General features: G+C 67.5%; 20 protein-coding genes and 1 pseudogene. 14 read left to right on the plus strand and 7 right to left on the minus strand.

Annotated features, from left to right (window positions below; translation table 11 throughout):
- Positions 1-89: 89 nt before the first annotated feature.
- From TPAU_RS07780 to TPAU_RS07795, 4 genes and pseudogenes are all read left to right on the plus strand, one after another.
- Complete coding sequence (locus TPAU_RS07780) at positions 90-866, plus strand: L-threonylcarbamoyladenylate synthase (protein WP_013126204.1); 777 nt, start codon at positions 90-92, stop codon at positions 864-866.
- Positions 867-1,095: 229 nt separating this feature from the next.
- A pseudogene (locus tag TPAU_RS07785) lies at positions 1,096-1,395 on the plus strand (MFS transporter); the annotation flags it as partial.
- Between the two features lie 37 nt (positions 1,396-1,432).
- Entirely contained in the window at positions 1,433-2,314 is an 882-nt protein-coding gene (locus TPAU_RS07790) for a serine/threonine-protein kinase (RefSeq protein WP_041944343.1), read from the plus strand.
- 92 nt (positions 2,315-2,406) lie between these two features.
- Positions 2,407-3,882 (plus strand): amino acid permease, encoded by a 1,476-nt coding sequence (locus TPAU_RS07795; RefSeq protein ID WP_013126206.1) that lies wholly within the window; start codon positions 2,407-2,409, stop codon positions 3,880-3,882.
- A 25-nt stretch (positions 3,883-3,907) separates the two neighbouring features.
- Here the strand turns inward: TPAU_RS07795 and TPAU_RS07800 are convergent, their stop codons facing one another.
- From TPAU_RS07800 to TPAU_RS07820, 5 genes are all read right to left on the minus strand, one after another.
- A complete protein-coding gene (locus TPAU_RS07800) occupies positions 3,908-4,300 on the minus strand; it encodes an ectoine synthase (RefSeq protein WP_013126207.1) in 393 nt (130 codons plus the stop codon).
- Complete coding sequence (ectB, locus tag TPAU_RS07805) at positions 4,297-5,628, minus strand: diaminobutyrate--2-oxoglutarate transaminase (protein ID WP_013126208.1); 1,332 nt, start codon at positions 5,626-5,628, stop codon at positions 4,297-4,299. Before ectB ends, TPAU_RS07800 begins: the two co-directional genes overlap by 4 nt.
- Before the next feature lie 61 nt (positions 5,629-5,689).
- Positions 5,690-6,220, minus strand: coding sequence for a diaminobutyrate acetyltransferase (gene ectA, locus TPAU_RS07810; protein WP_013126209.1), 531 nt, complete (start codon positions 6,218-6,220; stop codon positions 5,690-5,692).
- 104 nt (positions 6,221-6,324) lie between these two features.
- Positions 6,325-7,209: a Vgb family protein gene (locus tag TPAU_RS07815; RefSeq protein WP_013126210.1), complete on the minus strand. Its 885-nt coding sequence runs from the start codon at positions 7,207-7,209 to the stop codon at positions 6,325-6,327.
- A complete protein-coding gene (locus TPAU_RS07820; protein ID WP_013126211.1) occupies positions 7,206-8,066 on the minus strand; it encodes a ribokinase in 861 nt (286 codons plus the stop codon). Before TPAU_RS07820 ends, TPAU_RS07815 begins: the two co-directional genes overlap by 4 nt.
- A gap of 108 nt (positions 8,067-8,174) precedes the next feature.
- Here TPAU_RS07820 and TPAU_RS07825 point away from each other — a divergent pair, with 108 nt between their 5' ends.
- Entirely contained in the window at positions 8,175-9,560 is a 1,386-nt protein-coding gene (locus tag TPAU_RS07825) for an LLM class flavin-dependent oxidoreductase (RefSeq protein WP_013126212.1), read from the plus strand.
- Here the strand turns inward: TPAU_RS07825 and TPAU_RS07830 are convergent.
- Positions 9,533-11,158: an alkaline phosphatase D family protein gene (locus tag TPAU_RS07830; protein ID WP_013126213.1), complete on the minus strand. Its 1,626-nt coding sequence runs from the start codon at positions 11,156-11,158 to the stop codon at positions 9,533-9,535. The two genes, TPAU_RS07825 and TPAU_RS07830, sit on opposite strands and share 28 nt — an antisense overlap.
- Before the next feature lie 324 nt (positions 11,159-11,482).
- On the opposite strand from TPAU_RS07830, the gene TPAU_RS07835 reads away from it, so the two are divergent.
- From TPAU_RS07835 to mutM, 7 genes are all read left to right on the plus strand, one after another.
- On the plus strand, positions 11,483-12,784 hold the full coding sequence (locus TPAU_RS07835; RefSeq protein ID WP_245537899.1) for an MFS transporter: 1,302 nt from the start codon (positions 11,483-11,485) through the stop codon (positions 12,782-12,784).
- 24 nt (positions 12,785-12,808) lie between these two features.
- Entirely contained in the window at positions 12,809-13,369 is a 561-nt protein-coding gene (rsmD, locus tag TPAU_RS07840; RefSeq protein ID WP_013126215.1) for a 16S rRNA (guanine(966)-N(2))-methyltransferase RsmD, read from the plus strand.
- Positions 13,366-13,839: a pantetheine-phosphate adenylyltransferase gene (gene coaD, locus TPAU_RS07845; protein ID WP_013126216.1), complete on the plus strand. Its 474-nt coding sequence runs from the start codon at positions 13,366-13,368 to the stop codon at positions 13,837-13,839. Before rsmD ends, coaD begins: the two co-directional genes overlap by 4 nt.
- Before the next feature lie 130 nt (positions 13,840-13,969).
- The gene (locus TPAU_RS07850) at positions 13,970-14,761 is read left to right on the plus strand and encodes an SPFH domain-containing protein (protein WP_013126217.1); all 792 of its coding nucleotides are present in this window, start codon (positions 13,970-13,972) and stop codon (positions 14,759-14,761) included.
- Between the two features lie 72 nt (positions 14,762-14,833).
- Positions 14,834-15,418 (plus strand): YceD family protein, encoded by a 585-nt coding sequence (locus TPAU_RS07855; RefSeq protein WP_013126218.1) that lies wholly within the window; start codon positions 14,834-14,836, stop codon positions 15,416-15,418.
- Positions 15,415-16,164, plus strand: a complete 750-nt coding sequence (gene rnc / locus TPAU_RS07860) for a ribonuclease III (RefSeq protein ID WP_013126219.1) — start codon at positions 15,415-15,417, stop codon at positions 16,162-16,164. Before TPAU_RS07855 ends, rnc begins: the two co-directional genes overlap by 4 nt.
- Complete coding sequence (mutM, locus tag TPAU_RS07865) at positions 16,164-17,024, plus strand: bifunctional DNA-formamidopyrimidine glycosylase/DNA-(apurinic or apyrimidinic site) lyase (protein ID WP_013126220.1); 861 nt, start codon at positions 16,164-16,166, stop codon at positions 17,022-17,024. Before rnc ends, mutM begins: the two co-directional genes overlap by 1 nt.
- Positions 17,025-17,192: 168 nt before the next feature.
- Here mutM and TPAU_RS23110 read toward each other — a convergent pair whose 3' ends face one another.
- The gene (locus TPAU_RS23110) at positions 17,193-17,699 is read right to left on the minus strand and encodes a DUF1648 domain-containing protein (protein ID WP_160160262.1); all 507 of its coding nucleotides are present in this window, start codon (positions 17,697-17,699) and stop codon (positions 17,193-17,195) included.
- A 63-nt stretch (positions 17,700-17,762) separates the two neighbouring features.
- Here TPAU_RS23110 and TPAU_RS23115 point away from each other — a divergent pair, with 63 nt between their 5' ends.
- Together TPAU_RS23115 and TPAU_RS07880 are read left to right on the plus strand one after the other, a co-directional pair.
- Positions 17,763-18,200 carry an OsmC family protein gene (locus TPAU_RS23115; RefSeq protein WP_013126222.1) on the plus strand — a complete coding sequence of 146 codons (438 nt, stop codon included), beginning with the start codon at positions 17,763-17,765 and terminating at the stop codon, positions 18,198-18,200.
- A complete protein-coding gene (locus tag TPAU_RS07880) occupies positions 18,201-18,488 on the plus strand; it encodes an acylphosphatase (protein WP_013126223.1) in 288 nt (95 codons plus the stop codon).
- Position 18,489: the final 1 nt, after the last annotated feature.

An 18,489-nucleotide genomic window follows, 5' to 3' on the forward strand; every position in this document is an offset into this window, starting at 1 on the left:
ACACATGTTTCAACATATGGGTTCCTTTGTTAAGGTATGGATCGGGGCCAAGGTCGGATCCACACCACGGCAAGAGGAATCGAGGAAAGATGCATGCCACGTCGATCGCCCGTTGGGACGCGCAGTCGGAGGAAGCCGCGGTCGAGCTTCTCGCCTCGGAGGGACACCTGATCGTCAGTCCGACCAAAGTGGGCTACATCCTGGCCGCCACGGACGGCGCGGGGCTGGAGCGGAAGTTTGCCGCCAAGCAGCGCAAGCGTACCAAGCCTGGGGTCGTGCTCTGCTCGTCCCTTGAGCAACTCGCCGAACTCGCGGAGCTCAACGATGAAGTGGCCGAACTCTATCGCGTTCATTGGGATCAGGACATCCTGCTGGGCTGCATCCTGCCCTGGCGGCCCGACGCCCTGGCCTCGTTCCCGGACTCCGTGGCGCGGGATCTCGCGACAGACCTGCGGCAGACGAGTTGCTTCGTGATCCGGTTCGGCCGGCCCACCGAGAACATCGCGCGACGGCTGTGGGAGGACCATCGTCGCTTGATGTTCGCTAGCTCGGCGAACCCGTCGGGTATGGGAAACCGGGGCGTGGTCGAGGGAATCGGCGACCGGATCCGCGACGAGGCGGACCTGATCATTGAGGCTGACGAATATGTGCGCTCTATCCAGCCCGACACTGAGGCTCGCCATGAGCAGGGCGTGATGGTGTCGTTCGTGGATGCCGAGGGCAAGCTCGTTCCGGTGCAACGTCGACAGCGCTCGATAACGCCGGCTCCGGCGATGATCCGCGGCGGGTTGCAGCAGGACGAGATCATGGCGAATCTCGCGGGAATCTTCCCGAGCTGGGACTTTCGCCACGGCGACTACTACTGATCTCAGCTCCAGAGGAACACGTGCAGGTGATTGTCCGTCTCACATGGGGCTCCGGACGGAGTGGGTGGTCACTGGGATGTTGCGAACTTCGCGGTCTAGCTGTCCGATGGTGCTGGTACGACGCAAAAGGTCCACTTCTCGTTCGTATCGCCACAGTGATTGTGTAGCTGTACCTCCACGGCGCAGCACCGATACAGGTCCGTGACGCACGCGATCAGGGGTGAGGGGGATGATCCTCACCGGGTACACCTCGATCAGCGCGCTGGTGAAGGCCGAGCTGTTCCCGTCGCACGTGCGGGCGCTGGGCGTGGGCCTCGGTTACGCCCTGGCCAATTCCATCTTCGGCGGCACCGCACCGCTGATCTACGAGGCGGCCAAGAAGTCCGGCCACATCCCATGGTTCATCGCCTACGTGACGATCACCATCGCGATCTCGTTGGCCGTGTACATCTTCTGCCTGCGGAACAAGTCCGAGACCTTCCTCGACCGGGAACGCGGCAGCGCGTTCACGGCGGACTCCGCGACGTAACGCGAAGGAGGCAGCGCCGGTGCCTATTCTGGGGGACGTGCTGAACCCCGGGGACGTGCTCGCGGACCACACACTGCTGCGACGACTCGGTGAGGGAGGCGCGGCGCAGGTATTCCTGGCGGACCACCACGGCGAGCGAGTCGCGCTCAAAGTCGGACGGATCACAGACGGCGCGTCGGCCGCGACGATGGACCGCGAGGCGGAAGTCGGACGGCGGTTTCGTGATCCGAACGTGGTCCCGGTGCTCGGGCGGGGGCGCGCCGAGGCCCGCCGGAGCGGTCACGTCATCGGACCGCCACGGGAGTGGCTGGCACTGCGATACATCGACGGTTCCCCGGCCGTCCGACTGGTGCCTCGCACCGGCACGGAGCCCGATCTTCCGGTGATCACCGCAATAGTGATCGACATCGCGGCCGCCCTCGACAGCGCCCACCGGCACGGCATCGTGCATCGGGACGTCAAACCCGGAAACATCCTGGTCGGGCACCGCGACGGTCGCCCCACCGGGTTTCTTACCGATTTCGGGCTCGCCAGTGTCGATCCGAGCGCCCCGCCGGACAGAGGGTCGGTGGACGTCTCGATCGGATACGCGGCACCGGAAGCCCTGCGCGGCCACCCGGCGACCGCTGCCACGGACGAGTACGGTTTCGCAGCGACCGCTTTCGAACTGCTCACCGGCGCGCCGCCGTTTCCGCGCGCCACCCGGCTCGCGACCACCTTCGCGCACCTGCATGAGGCGCCGCCCGCGCCCGACCAGCGTCGCCGCTGGCTCCCTGGATCGCTCACCGCTGTGTTCGCCAAGGCACTGGCCAAACGGCCCGAAGATCGATACCGGACCTGTGGCGAGCTCGCCGGGATCCTGGAACGCACGCTGCGGGACGTGGCTCCACCGGTCGCCGGACACCGGCGCCGACGTTAGTGCGCCCGTAACACGCCGGCACCCTGCCCGTCACACTCTGTTCCTACGTTCGTCGCAGTCGACCACACTGCGGCGAAAGGGAGTCCCGGACCGTGACTCAGACCGACTACGACCATTCCGCCCTCGCTCACGAGGAAGAGGGCTACCACAAGAGTCTCAAACCGAGACAGATTCAAATGATCGCCATCGGCGGTGCGATCGGCACGGGCCTGTTCATGGGGGCGGGCGGTCGCCTCCATGATGCGGGGCCGGGACTCTTTCTCGTGTACGCGGTGTGCGGTGTCGTCGTCTTCTTCATCCTCCGCGCGCTGGGGGAGCTGGTGCTGCACCGGCCATCGTCCGGGTCCTTCGTCTCATACGCTCGCGAATTCTTCGGGGAGAAGACCGCTTTCGTCACCGGGTGGCTGTACTTCTTCAACTGGGCCGCCACCGCGATCGTCGACGTCACCGCGATCGCCCTGTACGTGCACTACTGGGGCGCGTTCGAATCCGTGCCACAGTGGCTGATCGCGCTGATCGCGCTGGCCATCGTGATGGCGATGAACGTGATCTCGGTCAAGCTCTTCGGCGAGCTTGAATTCTGGGCCGCCATCATCAAAGTTGCAGCCCTCGTCGGGTTTCTCGTGGTGGGCATCATCTTCCTGGCGAGCCGGGCGGAGGTGGACGGGCGACCCACCGGGCTCTCGGTGATCTCCGACAACGGCGGCCTGCTCCCGCAGGGCACCCTGTCGCTGGTACTGGTGGTGTCCGGGGTCGTCTTCGCTTATGCCGCCGTCGAACTCGTGGGAATCGCTGCAGGGGAGACCGCGGAGCCCGCGAAAGTGATGCCGCGCGCGATCAACTCGGTGATCGTGCGTATCGCGGTGTTCTACGTGGGCTCACTGATCCTGCTCGCGCTACTGGTGCCGTACACCGAGTTCGCCAAGGGGACCAGCCCGTTCGTCACCTTCTTCTCCAAGATCGGCGTGCCCTACGCGGGTGACGTGATGAATCTGGTGGTGCTCACGGCAGCCTTGTCGAGCCTCAACGCCGGACTCTACTCAACGGGCCGGATCCTGCGATCCATGGCGCTCAACGGCAGTGGGCCGAAGTTCACCGGAAAGATGAACCGCAACGGGGTGCCGTTCGGCGGGATCGCGCTGACCGGCGCGCTCACTCTGCTCGGGGTGGTGCTCAATCTGTTCGTGCCGGAGGAGGCGTTCAACATCGCGCTGGACCTGTCCGCGCTGGGCATCATCGCAACCTGGGCGATGATCCTGCTCTGCCAGATCCAGCTGCACCGTTGGGCGGACCGCGGCATCGTCACCCGGCCTGCGTTCCGTCAACCGCTCTCACCGTGGACGAGCTACCTCTCGCTCGTCTTCCTCGCCGCCGTCGTGGTCCTGATGTGCTACGAGAACTACTGGAACCTGATCGCGATCATCGCACTGGTGCCGATGCTGGTCGGTGGCTGGTACGCGGTGCGCGGCAGGGTGATGGCGATAGCGGCGGAACGGGAGGGCTTCACCGGGAACTACCCGGTGGTGCCGGAACCGCCGATCCCCGCCGATCACTCCAAGGAGGACTGAGCGGCGGGGAACGGTGGGAAAAGTTCTACTCCGGGACAGCGACCAGCGGGTACACGCCGTTCTCGTCGTGCACCTCGGTGCCGACGACCGGCGGATTGAACACGCACAGCATGCGCATCCGGGTCCGCGTGGTCACGGTGTGCCGCTCGTTACCGTCGAGCAGGTACATCGTGCCGGGAGCCAGGGGGTACTCGATGCCGGTCTCCCGATCGAGCAGAGTTCCCTCGCCCTCCACCAGCCACACGGCCTCGACGTGGTTGGCGTAGTGGAACTCATTGACGGTACCCGGCTCGATCGTGGTCTCGTGAAACGAGAAGCCGACCTTGTCGCCGCCCAGCACGATCCGCTTACTGCGCCAATGTCCCGCGGCCACATCGCGATCGGTGCCGGTGATCTCGTCGGTGGTGCGCACGATCATCGCGACAGCACCTCCGCGACGGCCTGCTCGAGAAGATCGAGGCCCTGCTCCAGCTCACCGTCGGTGATGGTGAGCGGGGGGAGCAGCTTGACGACCTCGTCGCGCGGGCCGGAGGACTCGGCGAGGAGGCCCAACCGGTAGGCGGCGGCGCACGCCTCGCCCGCCTTCTCCGGGGTGGTGAACGACAGGCCCTGCACCAGGCCGCGACCGCGGGTGGTCAGGTCGTCCGGGTACGCCTCGCACAGCGCCTGGAAACGGCGCTCGATGACCTCGCCCTTGCGCAGGGTCTCGTGCTCCAGGGTGTCATCCGACCAGTACGCATCGATAGCGGCCTTGGCTGTCACGAACGCGGGGTTGTTGCCGCGGAAGGTGCCGTTGTGCTCACCGGGGAGCCACACGTCGAGCTCCGGCTTGAACAGCGTGAGCGCCATCGGCAGGCCGTAGCCGCCGATCGACTTCGACAGGGTCACGATATCCGGGGTGATCCCGGCCTCCTCGAACGAGAAGAACGGACCGGTGCGGCCGCAGCCCATCTGCACATCGTCGACGATGAGCAGGATGTCGTGGCGCTTGAGCAGATCGGCCAGTGCGCGGAGCCACTCGGCGCGGGCGACGTTGACGCCGCCCTCGCCCTGCACGGTCTCCACGATCGCCGCCGCAGGCAGATTCAGACCGCTGCCCGAATCCTCCAGCAGGCGCTCGAACCAGGAGAAGTCCGGGACCGTGCCGTCGAAGTAGTTGTCGAAGGGCATCGGGGTCGAATGCACCAGCGGTACACCGGCGCCCGCGCGCTTCATCGAGTTACCGGTCACCGACAGAGCGCCCAGCGTCATGCCGTGGAAAGCGTTGGTGAAGTTGACCACCGACTCGCGGCCGGTCACCTTGCGGGCCAGCTTCAGCGCCGCCTCCACGGTGTTGGCACCGGTCGGGCCGGGGAACTGCACCTTGTAGTCGAGTCCGCGCGGGGTGAGGATCTTGTCCTGGAAGGTCTGCAGGAACTCGCCCTTGGCCACGGTCGACATGTCGAGGCCGTGGGTGATCCGGCCGCTGGTGATGTAGTCGACCAATGCGTCGCGCAGGATCGGGTTGTTGTGGCCGTAGTTCAGCGCGCCCGCGCCGGCGAAGAAGTCGAGGTAGCGGTTGCCCTCGGTGTCCTGCAACCAGGCGCCCTCGGCCTTGTCGAAGACGGCGGGCCAGGAGCGGGAGTAGCTGCGGACCTGGGACTCGCGGTCAGCGAAGATATCGGCGTCGAAGCCCTGCCCGCTGCTCACCTCGCGTTGTGCGGGGAAGTCCTCGGTTCGGACGTTTTCCTCGGTCAGAGTGGACATGTGATCCTCCTGGTGACCACGGGCCGGTGGAGATATCGATCGTCGCGGAACGGCGGAACCGTTAGGCGGGATCGATGGTGTAGAGCTGCTCCGGCTCGTGGGGCTCGGATTCGATGGGGGAGATGTGGTGCGAAGCGAACAGATCGCGCACCGTGAGGGTGGAATGGCGTCGCTTCGCGACGGAGCCGAAGAGCTCCTGAGACGCCGTGTTGGACGCGGTGATCGTGGTCTCCAGGCGTGTTACGCCCGCCACCGCAAGACTGTCCAACAGGTCGATGAGCATTCGCGACGCGATGCCGTGGCCGCGGTGGGCCGCGTCGACGGCCACCTGCCACACGAACAACGTGTCCGGGCGCTCAGGTCGTCGATAACCGGAGACGAATCCGGCCACGGCACCGTCGTGCTCGGCGACGATCGAGGTGTCGGCGAAGTCGCGGCACCACAGCGTGTAGGCGTACGTCGAATTGAGGTCGAGAACTGCCGTGTCTCGGGCGATTTCCCACAGCCGCACACCGTCGTCGAGCGACGGGTGCCGGGTGGTTACCCCCGCGTTCGCGGTGGCTGGGGTGGTGCTCTTCTGAGACGGGCTCATCGGACTCGACGCTAACAACCGGCCGACGCGAAATCACGTTGCCTTCGAAACTGCCCTTCGAAACCCTCATGTATCCCCTGGGAGGCGGCTGTCTGTGATGTGGGTCACATGGATGTGGTTTCCGGCAGGATCCGGGCCAACGCCCCGGATTCCAGGGCTGCCCAGGCCGCACCGTCGGGTCCCACCGTGATGCCGTGCGGTTCGGAACCGGGAACGGGCAGTTCATAGCGGGTGACGGTGCCGACCGGGGCGACCTCGGTGACGGCGTTGCCGGCCCATTCGGTGACCCACACCGTTCCGCTGGGGGCGAAGCACACGGCGTGCGGGCGCGGGTTCGGGTCGCCCAGGGCGACGCGGGTGATGTCGCCACCGGGTGTCATCCGGGCCACGCGCCCGGCTCCGATCTCGGCGATCCACAGCGCTCCGTCGGAGGCTGCGGCGATCCCGACCGGGGCGCAGCCGGGGGCGTCGAGTGGGTGGATCGAGATCGCGCCGCCGGCCTCGACGCGGCCCAGTGCGTCGGCGCCGTTCAGCGTGAACCACAGTGCGCCGTCCGGCGCCGCGGTGATGGCCGAGGGGAAGGCCCCCGCGATGGGGAGCGGGAATTCCGTCACCTCGCCGGCAACGGTGATCCGGCCGATCCGGTCGGTCGCGGTCTGGGTGAACCACAGCGCACCGTCGGGTCCGGTGACGATGCCGAACGGTCCACTGCCGGCTGGCAGGTCGTGGTGCGTCACGGTGCCCGCGATGCTGATCCGCCCGATGCGGTGGGCGCGGTATTCGGTGAACCAGAGCGCACCGTCGGGGCCGACCGTGATCACGGTGGGGCCGGTGCCCGCCCCGACCGGATGGCGATCGACGGTGCCGGTGGCCGGGTCCAGGCGTCCGATCTCGCCGCTGTCGACCAGGGTGAACCACAGGGCACCGTCGGGTCCGGTGACCAGTGCGTACGGTCCGCCCGGGCCGACCTCGTAGATCTCCGTGCTCATCGTGCGGCCCGCTCGTCGAGGAACGCGTCGACCTCGGATGCGGTGGGTGCTGCGGCCGCACCCGCGGCGGTCGCAGTGAGCGCGCCCGCGGCGTTCGCGCGCAGCAGGCGCTCCGCGGGCGGCAGGGTCCAGTTCGCGGCGAGGGCGCCGGCGAAAGCGTCGCCCGCGCCGGTGGTGTCGACCACGTCGACGGTGAGCCCAGGCGATTCGACGGTGCCCTCCGGTCCGGTGGCGCGCGCCCCGGCGCCGCCGAGAGTGGTGATCACGTGCGGTACCCGGCGCACTGATCCGGCGAGGGTCCGCGCCTCGTCCCGGTTGACGATCACCCCGTCGAGCAGGGCGACCAGCTCGTCGGGCAGGGCTTGCACCGGAGAGGGATTGAGGAGCACCGTGGTTGCGTTCGCGCGGGCGATCCGGGCCGCGTCGAGCACCACGCGCAGCGGGATCTCCAGTTGCAGGAGCAGGACGTCCGCTGCCGCGATCGCGGCGCGGCCCGTGTCGTCGAGCGTGACCTCGGCGTTCGCGCCCGGGACCACGATGATGTGGTTCTCGCCGGATCCGTCGACGGTGACGTTCGCGAAACCGGTGCTACCGGGGATCCGGCGCACGGGAGAGATGTCGACGCCCGCCGCGGTGAGCGAGCCGAGCACGGTAGCCGCGGCGGCGTCGTCGCCGACCGCGCCGACGAACACCGTCTCCGCGCCCGACCGGGCTGCCGAGCGCGCCTGGTTCGCGCCCTTACCTCCCTGCCCGAACGAGACCGACACTCCTGCGATGGTCTCCCCGGGCCGCGGGAACCGTTCGCACACGGTCACTGCGTCCAGGTTGATACTTCCCACCACGACCACTGAAGCCATTCCCGAACCCTACGGCCTCGCCGTGCGGCAGCTCACCTCGCCTGAGCTGGCGTCAGCCTGATCGCAAGGGTGGGCGGGGGGTGACCGCGCGGCCTACCGTCGGCCACCATGACCCGTCAGATCCGCTTCAACGCCTTCGATATGAACTGCGTCGCCCACCAGTCCCCGGGGCTGTGGCGGCATCCGAAGGACCAATCGCATCGGTACAAGGAGCTCAGCTACTGGACCGAGCTGGCGAAACTGTTGGAGCGCGGTACCTTCGACGGCATCTTCATCGCCGATGTGCTGGGAATCTACGACGCCTACAAGGGCAACGGTGACGCCGCGATCAGGCACGCCGCCCAGGTTCCGGTGTCCGACCCGATCCTGCTCGCCTCCGCGATCGCCGGAGCTACCGAGCACCTGGGCATAGGCATCACCGCCGGCACCGGATTCGAGCATCCGTTCCCCTTCGCACGCAGGCTGACCACGCTCGACCACCTCACCGACGGCCGGATCGGCTGGAACGTGGTCACCGGCTACCTGCCGTCCGCGGCGAAGAACATGGGACAGCTCGATCAGCTCCAGCACGACGAGCGCTACGACCACGCCGACGAGTACCTGCAGGTGCTGTACAAGCTGTGGGAGGGGTCGTGGGAGGACGACGCGGTGATCCGCGACCGCGAGACCGGCGTGTTCACCGATCCGTCGAAGGTGCACCCGATCAATCACCACGGCAAGTACTTCGACGTCCCCGGTATCCACGTGGGAGAGCCCTCGCCGCAGCGTTCGCCCGTCATCTACCAGGCCGGGGCGTCGCCGCGCGGCCTCAAGTTCGCCACCGAGAACGCCGAGGCGATCTTCGTGGCGGCTCCCACCAAGGCGATCCTGAAGACCGTGGTGCGCACCATCCGGGAGGGGCTCGTCGCGAACGGTCGCGACCCGTACTCGGCCAAGATCTACACGCTGCTCACCATCGTCACCGACGAGACAGAGGCGAAGGCGCAGGCGAAACTCGAGGAGTACCACCGCTACGCCAGCATCGAGGGCTCGCTCGTGTTCATGTCGGGGTGGATGGGCGTGGACCTCGGCGCCTACGACCCGAGCGACCCGGTGGGGGACGTGAAATCCAACGCGATCATCTCGGCCGTCTCCAACTTCCAGCAGGCCGACCCGTCCGGGAAGGAGTGGACGGTGGAGGACATCGGTAAGTGGGGCCGCATCGGTGGCATGGGACCGGTGCTGGTCGGGTCGGCCGAGCGGGTGGCCGACGAATTGCAGGAATGGGTCGACGAGACCGATGTCGACGGCTTCAACCTCGCCTATGCCATTACCCCCGGCACGTTCGAGGACATCGTCGAGTTCATCGTCCCCGAGCTGCGCCGCCGTGGCGTGTATCCCACGGAGTACGTGCCGGGAACGCTGCGACACAAACTATTCGGACAGGGTGATCGGCTGGCCGTCGATCACCCCGCCCAGCTATTCCGCTACGCGGGAGCCAATTCCTTGGTGTAGAGCGCGGTGCCTTTGGCATCGCGCAGGTTGACGGTGAGTGCCCGCGAGCCGGAGTCGATCGTCACCTGACCGTAGTGCTGGAATCCCTCGGCGGGGGAGACGTTCGCCTTATCGGGCGCGTGCACGAATTCGTACTGCGCGCCGAAGGTGCCATCCAGCGGGCTCTGCGGGAACGCACCCGCATTGAGCGGTCCGGACACGAATTCCCAGAACGGCGAGAAGTCCTGGAATCCGGCGCGATCCGGGTGGTACGAGATCGCGGCCGTGTAGTGCACGTCGGCCGTGAGGTAGACGATGTTCCGCACGCCCTTGGTCTGGGAGAGGATGCGGGAGAACGCGATCTCACGGCCGAGGGGCGCTCCGTTATCGCCCTGCGCTACGGCTTCCATGGACTTCGGCCCGCCGTCTTTCGGGTCGGTCGCGGCATCCGGGACCACGATGCTCAGCGGCAGATCGTTGGCCACGACTTTCCACACCGCTGTCGAGGACGTCAGTCCGTCGATCAGCCATTGCGTCTGCTTGGCACCGAGAATTCCGGCTTCGTTGGAACGCGCCCATGCGGTCGGATTGGGGTCCTTGTAGCTGCGCATGTCCAGCACGAACACGTCGAGCAGAGGGCCGTAGGAGATCTTGCGGTAGAGCCGGCCGTCGGCGGCCTCGGTCGGCTGCACGGGCTGCCATTCCCGCCACGCCCGGTACGCCATATCGGCCAGCTTGTTCACGTCGGTCTCGGTGTATCCCTTGCGGTTCTGGCCCGCCAGGTTCTCGCCCGGGTACCAATTGTTGATCACCTCGTGATCGTCCCACTGGATCAGCTGCGGGACGGTCGCGGCGAACCGCCGGTAGTGCTCGTCGGTCAGGTTGTAGGCGTAATTGCCGCGGAAGTCGTCGAGGGTCTGCGCCACCCTGGATTTCGCGTCCGAGGTCACGTTGCGATACACGCCGCCGTCGTTCTGCTTCTGCGACTCGGGGACCGGGTTGTCGGCGTAGATCGCATCGCCCGAGTGCAGGAAGAAGTCGGGGCGCCCGTCGGCGATGGCGCCCATGATCGACATGCCGCCGTCGCGGTTGATGCCCCACCCCTGTCCCACCACGTCGCCGGACCAGGCGAACGTAATGGTCTGCGGTGCCGCGGGCGCGGTGCGGAAGGTCCCGGTGAGCGGTTCCGAGCGGGCCCCGTTCTCACCTTCGAGCGTGACCCGATAGTGCACCGTCTGGCCGGATTCCAGGCCTGTCACACGGAATCGTCCCGCACCGTCGGCGGACGGGTCCAGCTGCGGCCCCTCGAATCGCCGGGGGTTCGTGAAGGAGTCCGACGATGCGGTCTCCACGATCATCCGTGCCGGCGCATCCGACCGCGCCCAGATCAGTGCGCCGTCGTTGCGAGGGTCACCCGAGGCGATGCCGTGGGTCAGGGTGGGACGGTCCTTGACCAGTCCCGACGACGATGCCGCCGCCCCGGTCGACGACGATCCACCACACGCGGCGAGCAGCGGACCGGCGGGGATGAGGAGGGCGCCGGCGGCACCGGCCTTGAGGATCGACCGGCGCGAGGCGGCGGACTGGAGGGAACGGGACTGAGAAAGGCGCAGGGGCATGCGAGGAGAATGGCGCAACCGAGTTCCGAACGGGAGAACGCGGGGTTACCAGCGCCGACGCCCCAGGGTGTCCACCAGGTGAACGGCGAAGGCGGGAAACGTAGCCCGATTCTGTTACCGTCAAACGCGCGGTAATCACACGTCCGGTGGGCCCGCTCGTCTAGCAACAGGCAGCCCGGTCCGCACGGTGACCAACGCCAGGGGCTGATGAGCATGCCTGATAACTCAACAACGTCCGGGAGTTCTCCGCTGTCCGCAGTGGGACTCCAGGAGACCGAGCAGCAACGGAAGAGCAAGCTGCACAAAGCCATCGCAGCGTCTGCGATGGGCAATTTCACCGAATGGTTCGACTACGGCGTGTACGCCGCCACCACGGCCTACCTGACCCAGGCGTTCTTCCCCGGAACGCTCGGAACACTGGGAACACTGCTCGGATTCGCCGTATCGTTCGCATTGCGCCCGCTCGGCGGCTTCGTCTGGGGGCCGCTCGGCGACCGACTCGGGCGAAAGGTCGTGCTGGCCACGACCATTCTCCTGATGGCCTCGGCGACAGCGCTGATCGGCGTACTTCCCACACATGCTCAAGTCGGGGTGCTGGCCCCGGTCCTGCTCATCGCGCTGCGCGTGGTCCAGGGCTTCTCCACCGGAGGCGAGTACGGCGGCGCCGCGACCTTCATGGCGGAGTACTCGCCGGACGACAAGCGCGGGCGATACGGGAGCTTCCTCGAATTCGGCACCATGTGCGGTTTCGCGGGCGGAACGGCCTTCGTGCTCGTGTTGCAGCAGTTGCTCACTCGCGACGAGATGTACTCGTGGGGCTGGCGCATTCCGTTCTTCGTGGCCATCCCACTGGGTTTCGTGGGCTGGTATCTGCGGCACCAACTCGATGACACCCCGGTCTTCGAGGAGATGGCCGACGAGCAGGAGAAGCAAGGATCCGCGTGGGATCGCTTCACCTCCCTCATCCAGAACTATCGGCGCCCGATTCTCATCATGTTCGGCTTGGTGATCGCGCTCAACATCGCCAACTACACGCTGATCGCGTACATGCCGACGTACCTTCAGGGTTCGATCGGCATGACCGAATCCGACTCGTCGATCCTCATGCTCATCGGTCAAGTGCTCATGGCGCTGTGCATCCCGTTCTTCGGCGCCCTCTCGGACCGCACCGGTCGCAAACCGATGTGGTGGATCAGCCTGATCGGCCTGTTGATCATGGCCTATCCGATGTTCTGGCTGATGGGCCAGGGGTTCGGGTGGGCGATCGTCGGATTCGTGGTCCTCGGACTGCTGTACATCCCGCAGCTGTCCACCATCACCGCCACCTTCCCGGCGATGTTCCCCACGCAGGTGCGGTATGCGGGCTTCGCAATCTCGTACAACGTGGCGACGGCGATGTTCGGCGGCACCGCGCCACTGGTCAACGACGCGGTGGTGGAGAACACCGGGTGGCTGCAGTTCCCGGCGTTCTACATGATGGGGGCCTGCGTGATCGGTCTCATCGCCCTGCCGTTCTTGCAGGAGACCAAGGGATGCTCGATCCGCGGCACCGAGGTCCCCGGACCGGATACCAACGCCACCCGGCTCGCCCAGATCGAGGAGGCGAAGCTCGCCGCAGCCGGCTGAGCCCGGGCGTGACAGAGTGGAGCGATGACCAGGATCATCTCCGGGGCGGCTCGCGGGCGCAGGCTCGCGGTGCCGCCCCGCGGCACGCGCCCCACGTCGGATCGGGTGCGGGAGGCCGTATTCAGCGCGCTCGTCGCGCGACTCGACTTCGAGGACCTCGCAGTCCTCGACCTGTACGCGGGCTCCGGTGCACTCGGTCTTGAGGCGCTCTCGCGCGGCGCGGCCCGTACTGTCCTCGTCGACCAGGACGCCAAGGCTGCGGCCGTGGCCAAGGACAACGCCCGCACCGTCGGCCTCCCCGGCGCGACGGTGCGCCGCGGCACCGTCGGGACTTATCTGGGCGGTACCCCGGAGCCCTTCGATGTGGTCTTCCTGGACCCTCCCTACGACCTACCCGCGACGACCGTCGATACCGATCTCGCGGCGTTGGCGCAGGGGTGGCTCGCGCCGGGCGCCTACGTCGTTCTCGAGCGGTCCGCGCGCACTCCGCAGGCCAGCTGGCCCGCGGGACTGGAACCCGAACTCACGCGGGACTACGGCGAGACCCGCATCGAGGTCGCCGTCTGGCAGGATCGATCGGCATGAGCAAGGCGTGTTGCCCCGGATCATTCGACCCCATGACCAACGGCCACCTCGACATCTTCCGGCGCGCCGCGAAGCTGTTCGACGAACTCGTGGTCACAGTGGTGGTCAACCCGAACAAGCAGGGCATGTTCACGATCGATGAGCGGATCGCGCTGATCGAGGAGAACGTCGCCGACCTGCCCGGCGTGAGCGTCGAACGCTGGGAGGGCCTGCTCGTCGACTACGCCCGCGACCGGGGGATGGCGTGCATCGTCAAGGGTCTGCGCAATTCCACCGACTTCGACTACGAACTGCCGATGGCCGGTATGAACCAGCACCTCACGGGGGTGGAGACCGCGTTCCTCACCACCAGCCCGCAGTACTCCTACGTGTCCAGCTCGCTGGTCAAGGAAGTCGCGAAGCTGGGCGGTGACATCTCCGCCCTGATTCCTCCCAATGTGCAGGACGCCGTGCGCGCCAAACTGTCCTGAATCCGGAAGAATCAAGTAAGACGATGCTCTGCGCGGCTCACAGCCGCGATATCGACCGATTTCGTGAACGCCTCGACACGCGGCGGCGCCGTTACGGCGAAACATCGGTCCCACCCGTCACAATAGGAGCATGTACCGCGTATTCGAAGCATTGGACGAACTGGGCGCCATCCTGGAGGAGGCGCGCAGCGTCCCCATGACCGCGGGCTGCCTCGTACCCCGGGGCGACGTCCTCGAACTTCTCGACGACATCCGCGACGCCTTCCCGGCCGACCTCGACGACGCACAGGACGTGCTCGATCAGAAGGACCGGCTGATCAGTGAGGCGCGCACGCACTACGACACCACCGTCGGTCAGGCCAACTCCGAGGCAGACGCCACGCTGAGCCGCTCCCGCGCCGAGGCCGACCGCATCCTCGCCGACGCGAAGTCGCAGGCCGACCGCATGGTCGCCGAGGCGCATCAGCACGCGACCGGGCTGGTGGCCGAGGCCCGCGCCGAAGACGAGCGCATCCGCCGCGGCGCGCAGCGCGAGTACGAGGCGGTCACCGGCCGTGCCCGCGCCGAGGCCGAGCGCCTGACCGCCGACGGTAACGCCACCTACCAGCGCTCCGTCGCCGAGGGCATCGCCGAGCAGGAGCGCCTGGTGTCCGCGACCGAGGTCGTGGCGGCCGCGAAGGCCGAGTCCGACCGCATCATCGACGCCGCACACGCCGAGTCCGATCGCCTCCGCGGCGAATGCGATGTGTACGTCGACACCAAGCTGGCGCAGTTCGAAGAGGTGCTCGGTGCCACCGTTCGCTCGGTGAACCGCGGCCGCCAGCAGTTGCGCACCGCGGCCGGCGTGCACGATTACAGCGACCACGGCGCCACCGACGGCTACCTGGAGGAATTCGCCGACTCGCGCGCCGAGGCGCGGTAGCTGGCGAAGCACGCCCGTTCGGACGTACACTCGGGTGTTTGACTCGAATCGTCGACCTACACCGAGGTAGTTGTGAACGAAACCCAGACCGCCGTGCGGCAGCCGGCCGGTAAGCCGTACGTCCTCGACGTCCGCAGTTTCGGTCGCCGCCCGGGCACGTCAGCGCAGGTGCACCGGACTGTGGCCGCCCCCGACCGGATCGGCGTCGATCTCATCGCGATCGACGCGGGCGAGGAGATCGACCTCGACCTGCAGGTGCAGGCCGTATCCGAGGGTGTGCTGGTCACGGGCACCGTGAGCGCCGATACCACCGGCCAGTGCGCTCGCTGCCTGGCCGATATCTCGGGCGCCGTGAACCTCTTCCTCACGGAGCTGTTCGCGTACCCGGATAGTGAGACCGATAAGACCACCGATGAGGACGAGATGTTCCGCATCGATGACGACATGATCGACCTCGAGCAGGCCATCATCGATGGCGTCGCACTGGAGCTGCCCCTCGCCCCCGTCTGCACCGAGAACTGCCCGGGCCTGTGCCAGGGCTGCGGTGAGCGGCTCGCCGAGCTCGAACCGGACCACGCACATGAGCAGATCGACCCCCGCTGGGCGGGCCTGGCGAAGTTCGGGTCCGGCGCCGAGGGCGGGGCCGACCAGAAGTGAGCAAGCGCCTGCCCGCGCCCCCCGCGTCGGACCGCACCCCGCTGCTGGAGGCGTTGGGCGTCGAGCTCGATGACGAGTTGCTCACGCTGGCACTGACGCACCGCTCGTACGCCTATGAGGCGGGTGGGCTGCCCACCAATGAGCGCCTCGAATTCCTCGGCGACAGCGTGCTCGGCATCTCCGTCACCGAGTGGCTGTACGTGACGCACCCCGATAAGCCCGAGGGCGAGCTGGCCAAGATCCGCGCCAGTGTGGTCAACATGCACGCACTGGCTCGCGTCGCGCGGAAGCTGGGAGAGGGCGGTCTCGGCGCGCACCTGTACCTCGGCCGCGGTGAGGAATTGACCGGTGGTCGGGACAAGGATTCCATCCTCGCCGATGGCATGGAGGCGCTGCTCGGCGCGGTGCACATCGAGCACGGCATCGACACCGCCCGCTCGGTGGTGCTGCGCCTGTTCGAGCCGATGCTCACCACGTCGTCGACGATGGGCGCGGGGCTCGATTGGAAGACCTCGTTGCAGGAGTTGACCGCCGAGCGCGACCTGGGTGTCCCCGCGTACCGCATCACGTCGACGGGACCGGACCACGATAAGGAGTTCACCGCCGTGGTCGTGATCGACGAGGCGGATCTCGGCGAGGGAGTCGGCCGCACGAAGAAGGAGGCCGAGCAGAAGGCCGCCGCGGCGGCGTGGAAATCCTTGGACGCCACCAAGTCTGAGGAATCGGCTACGCCCGAGCCTGCCTGATGCCCGAACTGCCCGAGGTCGAGGTGGTGCGCCGCGGTCTGGCCGACCACCTCGTGGGTCGTACCGTCACCGCGGTCGAGGTTCTGCATCCCCGTGCCGCCCGCCGCCACGTGGCCGGCGATGCCGATCTGATCGGTCAGGTGACCGGCGCGCAGGTCACCTCCGCGGAGCGGCGCGGAAAGTTCCTGTGGCTGCCGCTCGCCCGCGCAGGACGCCCCGCGGACGCCGCGATCGTGGTGCACCTGGGAATGAGTGGACAGATGCTGGTGGGACCGGGCGACGATCGGCATCTGCGGATCCGAGCCGGGCTCGACGACGGTGCGGTGCTTCGTTTCGTGGACCAGCGGACCTTCGGCGGCTGGGCCGTCGATCCACTGGTCGAGGTGGACGGGACGCTCGTCCCGGAATCGGTGGCGCACATCGCCCGCGATCCCCTCGACGCGCGCTTCGACCGCGCCGCCGTGATCGCCCGGATGAAGGCGAAGGACACCGAGGTCAAACGCGTCCTGCTGGACCAGACCGTGATCTCCGGTGTCGGCAACATCTACGCCGACGAGGCGCTGTGGCTCAGTCGCGTGCACGGGCGGCGGCGGGCTTCCGCCCTGACCAAGCCCGCGCTCGGTCGCCTGGTCGACGATGCCACCGAGGTGATGCGCAAGGCGCTGGACCAGGGCGGCACCAGTTTCGACTCGCTGTACGTGAACGTCAACGGCCAATCCGGCTACTTCGAGCGATCACTCAACGCCTACGGGCGCGACGGTGAGCCCTGCCGCCGGTGCGGCACGATCATGCGCCGCGAGCAATTCATGAACCGGGGATCGCACTTCTGTCCCACGTGCCAGACGGCGCCTCGTCATTGAGCTGGGGATTCGAGTCCAGGGCGACGACGGCTCCGGTGACGGACACGTGAGCGGTACCTAGGCACCGCGCCGAGGCCCAGCAGCAGGCCGTCGGGCTACACATCTGCACGGGCGACGGGTTCCCGCTCCCGGATCGTCGTCCCGCCCCCGTTGCGACGGGAGCGGGAGTCAGGAACGGGAGCGGGAGGGCTGCGATGCCTCGCGGCGCGGGTTCATCAGCCGCCGGATCAGGTTCGCCAGCAGCAGCACCATGGCCACGGCGAACACCGCGATGACCACGGCGATCGTGCCGCGCGTCGACTCGTCCACCGCCGCGATCAGCGTGGCTGCGAGCAGCAGTTGCACCAGGGTGCCGACGGTGAGGAAGAACCGCTCGACGATCGCGTCGAATTCGGCGCGGTGGTCCGGCGCGAGCCACACATCGCGCCGCGGGGTGTTGATCGCCGAGTCCGGCAGTTTCGACGAGTACGCGGCCAACCCGGCGAACAGGCCGGCGAGCACGGCCGCCGACACCCCGAAGCCGATCACGACGGGGGTCCGCGATCCCCAGGAGTCGGCCTCGCCGCTGAACGTGAAATGCATCGGGAACGGGTCGGGGCCCGCCACCGCCGCCCACACCACCGCGGCGGCACACAGCACCACCGCGCTCAGGAAGATCCACCATCGCCAGCGCACGCCCGAACCGTACCGCTGCACGTCCGGCCCGGCGAGATACGGACCTACAGGTAGATTGGTCGCATGGCCGACGATGCGACCGCACAGACACCCGCGACCGAACTCTGGGTGGAGCGCACCGGGGTGCGTCGCTACACGGGGCGTAGCTCGCGCGGCGCGGAGGTGCTCGTCGGATCGGCCGACGTCGAGGGTGTGTTCACCCCCGGTGAGCTGCTGAAGATCGCCCTCGCGGCGTGTACGGGGATGTCCACCGACCGGCCGCTCGCCCGTCGTCTCGGCGATGACTACGACGCCACCGTCCGGGTCTCCGGCGACGCCGACCGCGAGAACGAGAACTACCCCGAACTCAACGAGGTGCTGGAGATCGACCTCTCCGAACTGGACGAGGATGCCCGCGAACGACTGCTCGTCGTCGCCCGGCGCTCCGTCGACCAGGTGTGCACCGTGGGCCGCACCCTCAAGGCGGGCACCGTCGTCAACCTCGACATCACGACGGAGTGAGTGCCCGTGGTCGCTGAGCAATCCCGCATGACCGCCTGGGTGCACGGCGGTGTGCAGGGCGTGGGCTTCCGATACTGGACCAAGACGCAGGCCCTGGAACTCGGCCTGCTCGGATACGCTGCCAATCAGCCGGACGGGAGGGTCCGGGTGGTGGTCGAGGGGGACCGATCCGCATGCGACACTCTGCTCGAACGTCTGTGGTCGGGCGACGGTCCCGGCCGGGTCGACCTGGTGGTGGAGTTGTTCGGGCCCGCACGTGGTGGGCTCCCGTACTTCGAGGAGAGGTGAG

The organism is Tsukamurella paurometabola DSM 20162, assembly GCF_000092225.1.
Taxonomy (GTDB): domain Bacteria; phylum Actinomycetota; class Actinomycetes; order Mycobacteriales; family Mycobacteriaceae; genus Tsukamurella; species Tsukamurella paurometabola.

Coding starts and splice junctions, on each gene's coding strand:
- TPAU_RS07780 (WP_013126204.1), top strand. CDS start 90: ATGCATGCCACGTCGATCGCCCGTTGGGACGCGCAGTCGGAGGAAGCC.
- TPAU_RS07800 (WP_013126207.1), bottom strand. CDS start 4,300: ATGATCGTGCGCACCACCGACGAGATCACCGGCACCGATCGCGATGTG.
- ectB (WP_013126208.1), bottom strand. CDS start 5,628: ATGTCCACTCTGACCGAGGAAAACGTCCGAACCGAGGACTTCCCCGCA.
- ectA (WP_013126209.1), bottom strand. CDS start 6,220: ATGAGCCCGTCTCAGAAGAGCACCACCCCAGCCACCGCGAACGCGGGG.
- TPAU_RS07815 (WP_013126210.1), bottom strand. CDS start 7,209: ATGAGCACGGAGATCTACGAGGTCGGCCCGGGCGGACCGTACGCACTG.
- TPAU_RS07820 (WP_013126211.1), bottom strand. CDS start 8,066: ATGGCTTCAGTGGTCGTGGTGGGAAGTATCAACCTGGACGCAGTGACC.
- TPAU_RS07825 (WP_013126212.1), top strand. CDS start 8,175: ATGACCCGTCAGATCCGCTTCAACGCCTTCGATATGAACTGCGTCGCC.
- TPAU_RS07830 (WP_013126213.1), bottom strand. CDS start 11,158: ATGCCCCTGCGCCTTTCTCAGTCCCGTTCCCTCCAGTCCGCCGCCTCG.
- TPAU_RS07835 (WP_245537899.1), top strand. CDS start 11,483: ATGGGCAATTTCACCGAATGGTTCGACTACGGCGTGTACGCCGCCACC.
- rsmD (WP_013126215.1), top strand. CDS start 12,809: ATGACCAGGATCATCTCCGGGGCGGCTCGCGGGCGCAGGCTCGCGGTG.
- coaD (WP_013126216.1), top strand. CDS start 13,366: ATGAGCAAGGCGTGTTGCCCCGGATCATTCGACCCCATGACCAACGGC.
- TPAU_RS07850 (WP_013126217.1), top strand. CDS start 13,970: ATGTACCGCGTATTCGAAGCATTGGACGAACTGGGCGCCATCCTGGAG.
- mutM (WP_013126220.1), top strand. CDS start 16,164: ATGCCCGAACTGCCCGAGGTCGAGGTGGTGCGCCGCGGTCTGGCCGAC.
- TPAU_RS23115 (WP_013126222.1), top strand. CDS start 17,763: ATGGCCGACGATGCGACCGCACAGACACCCGCGACCGAACTCTGGGTG.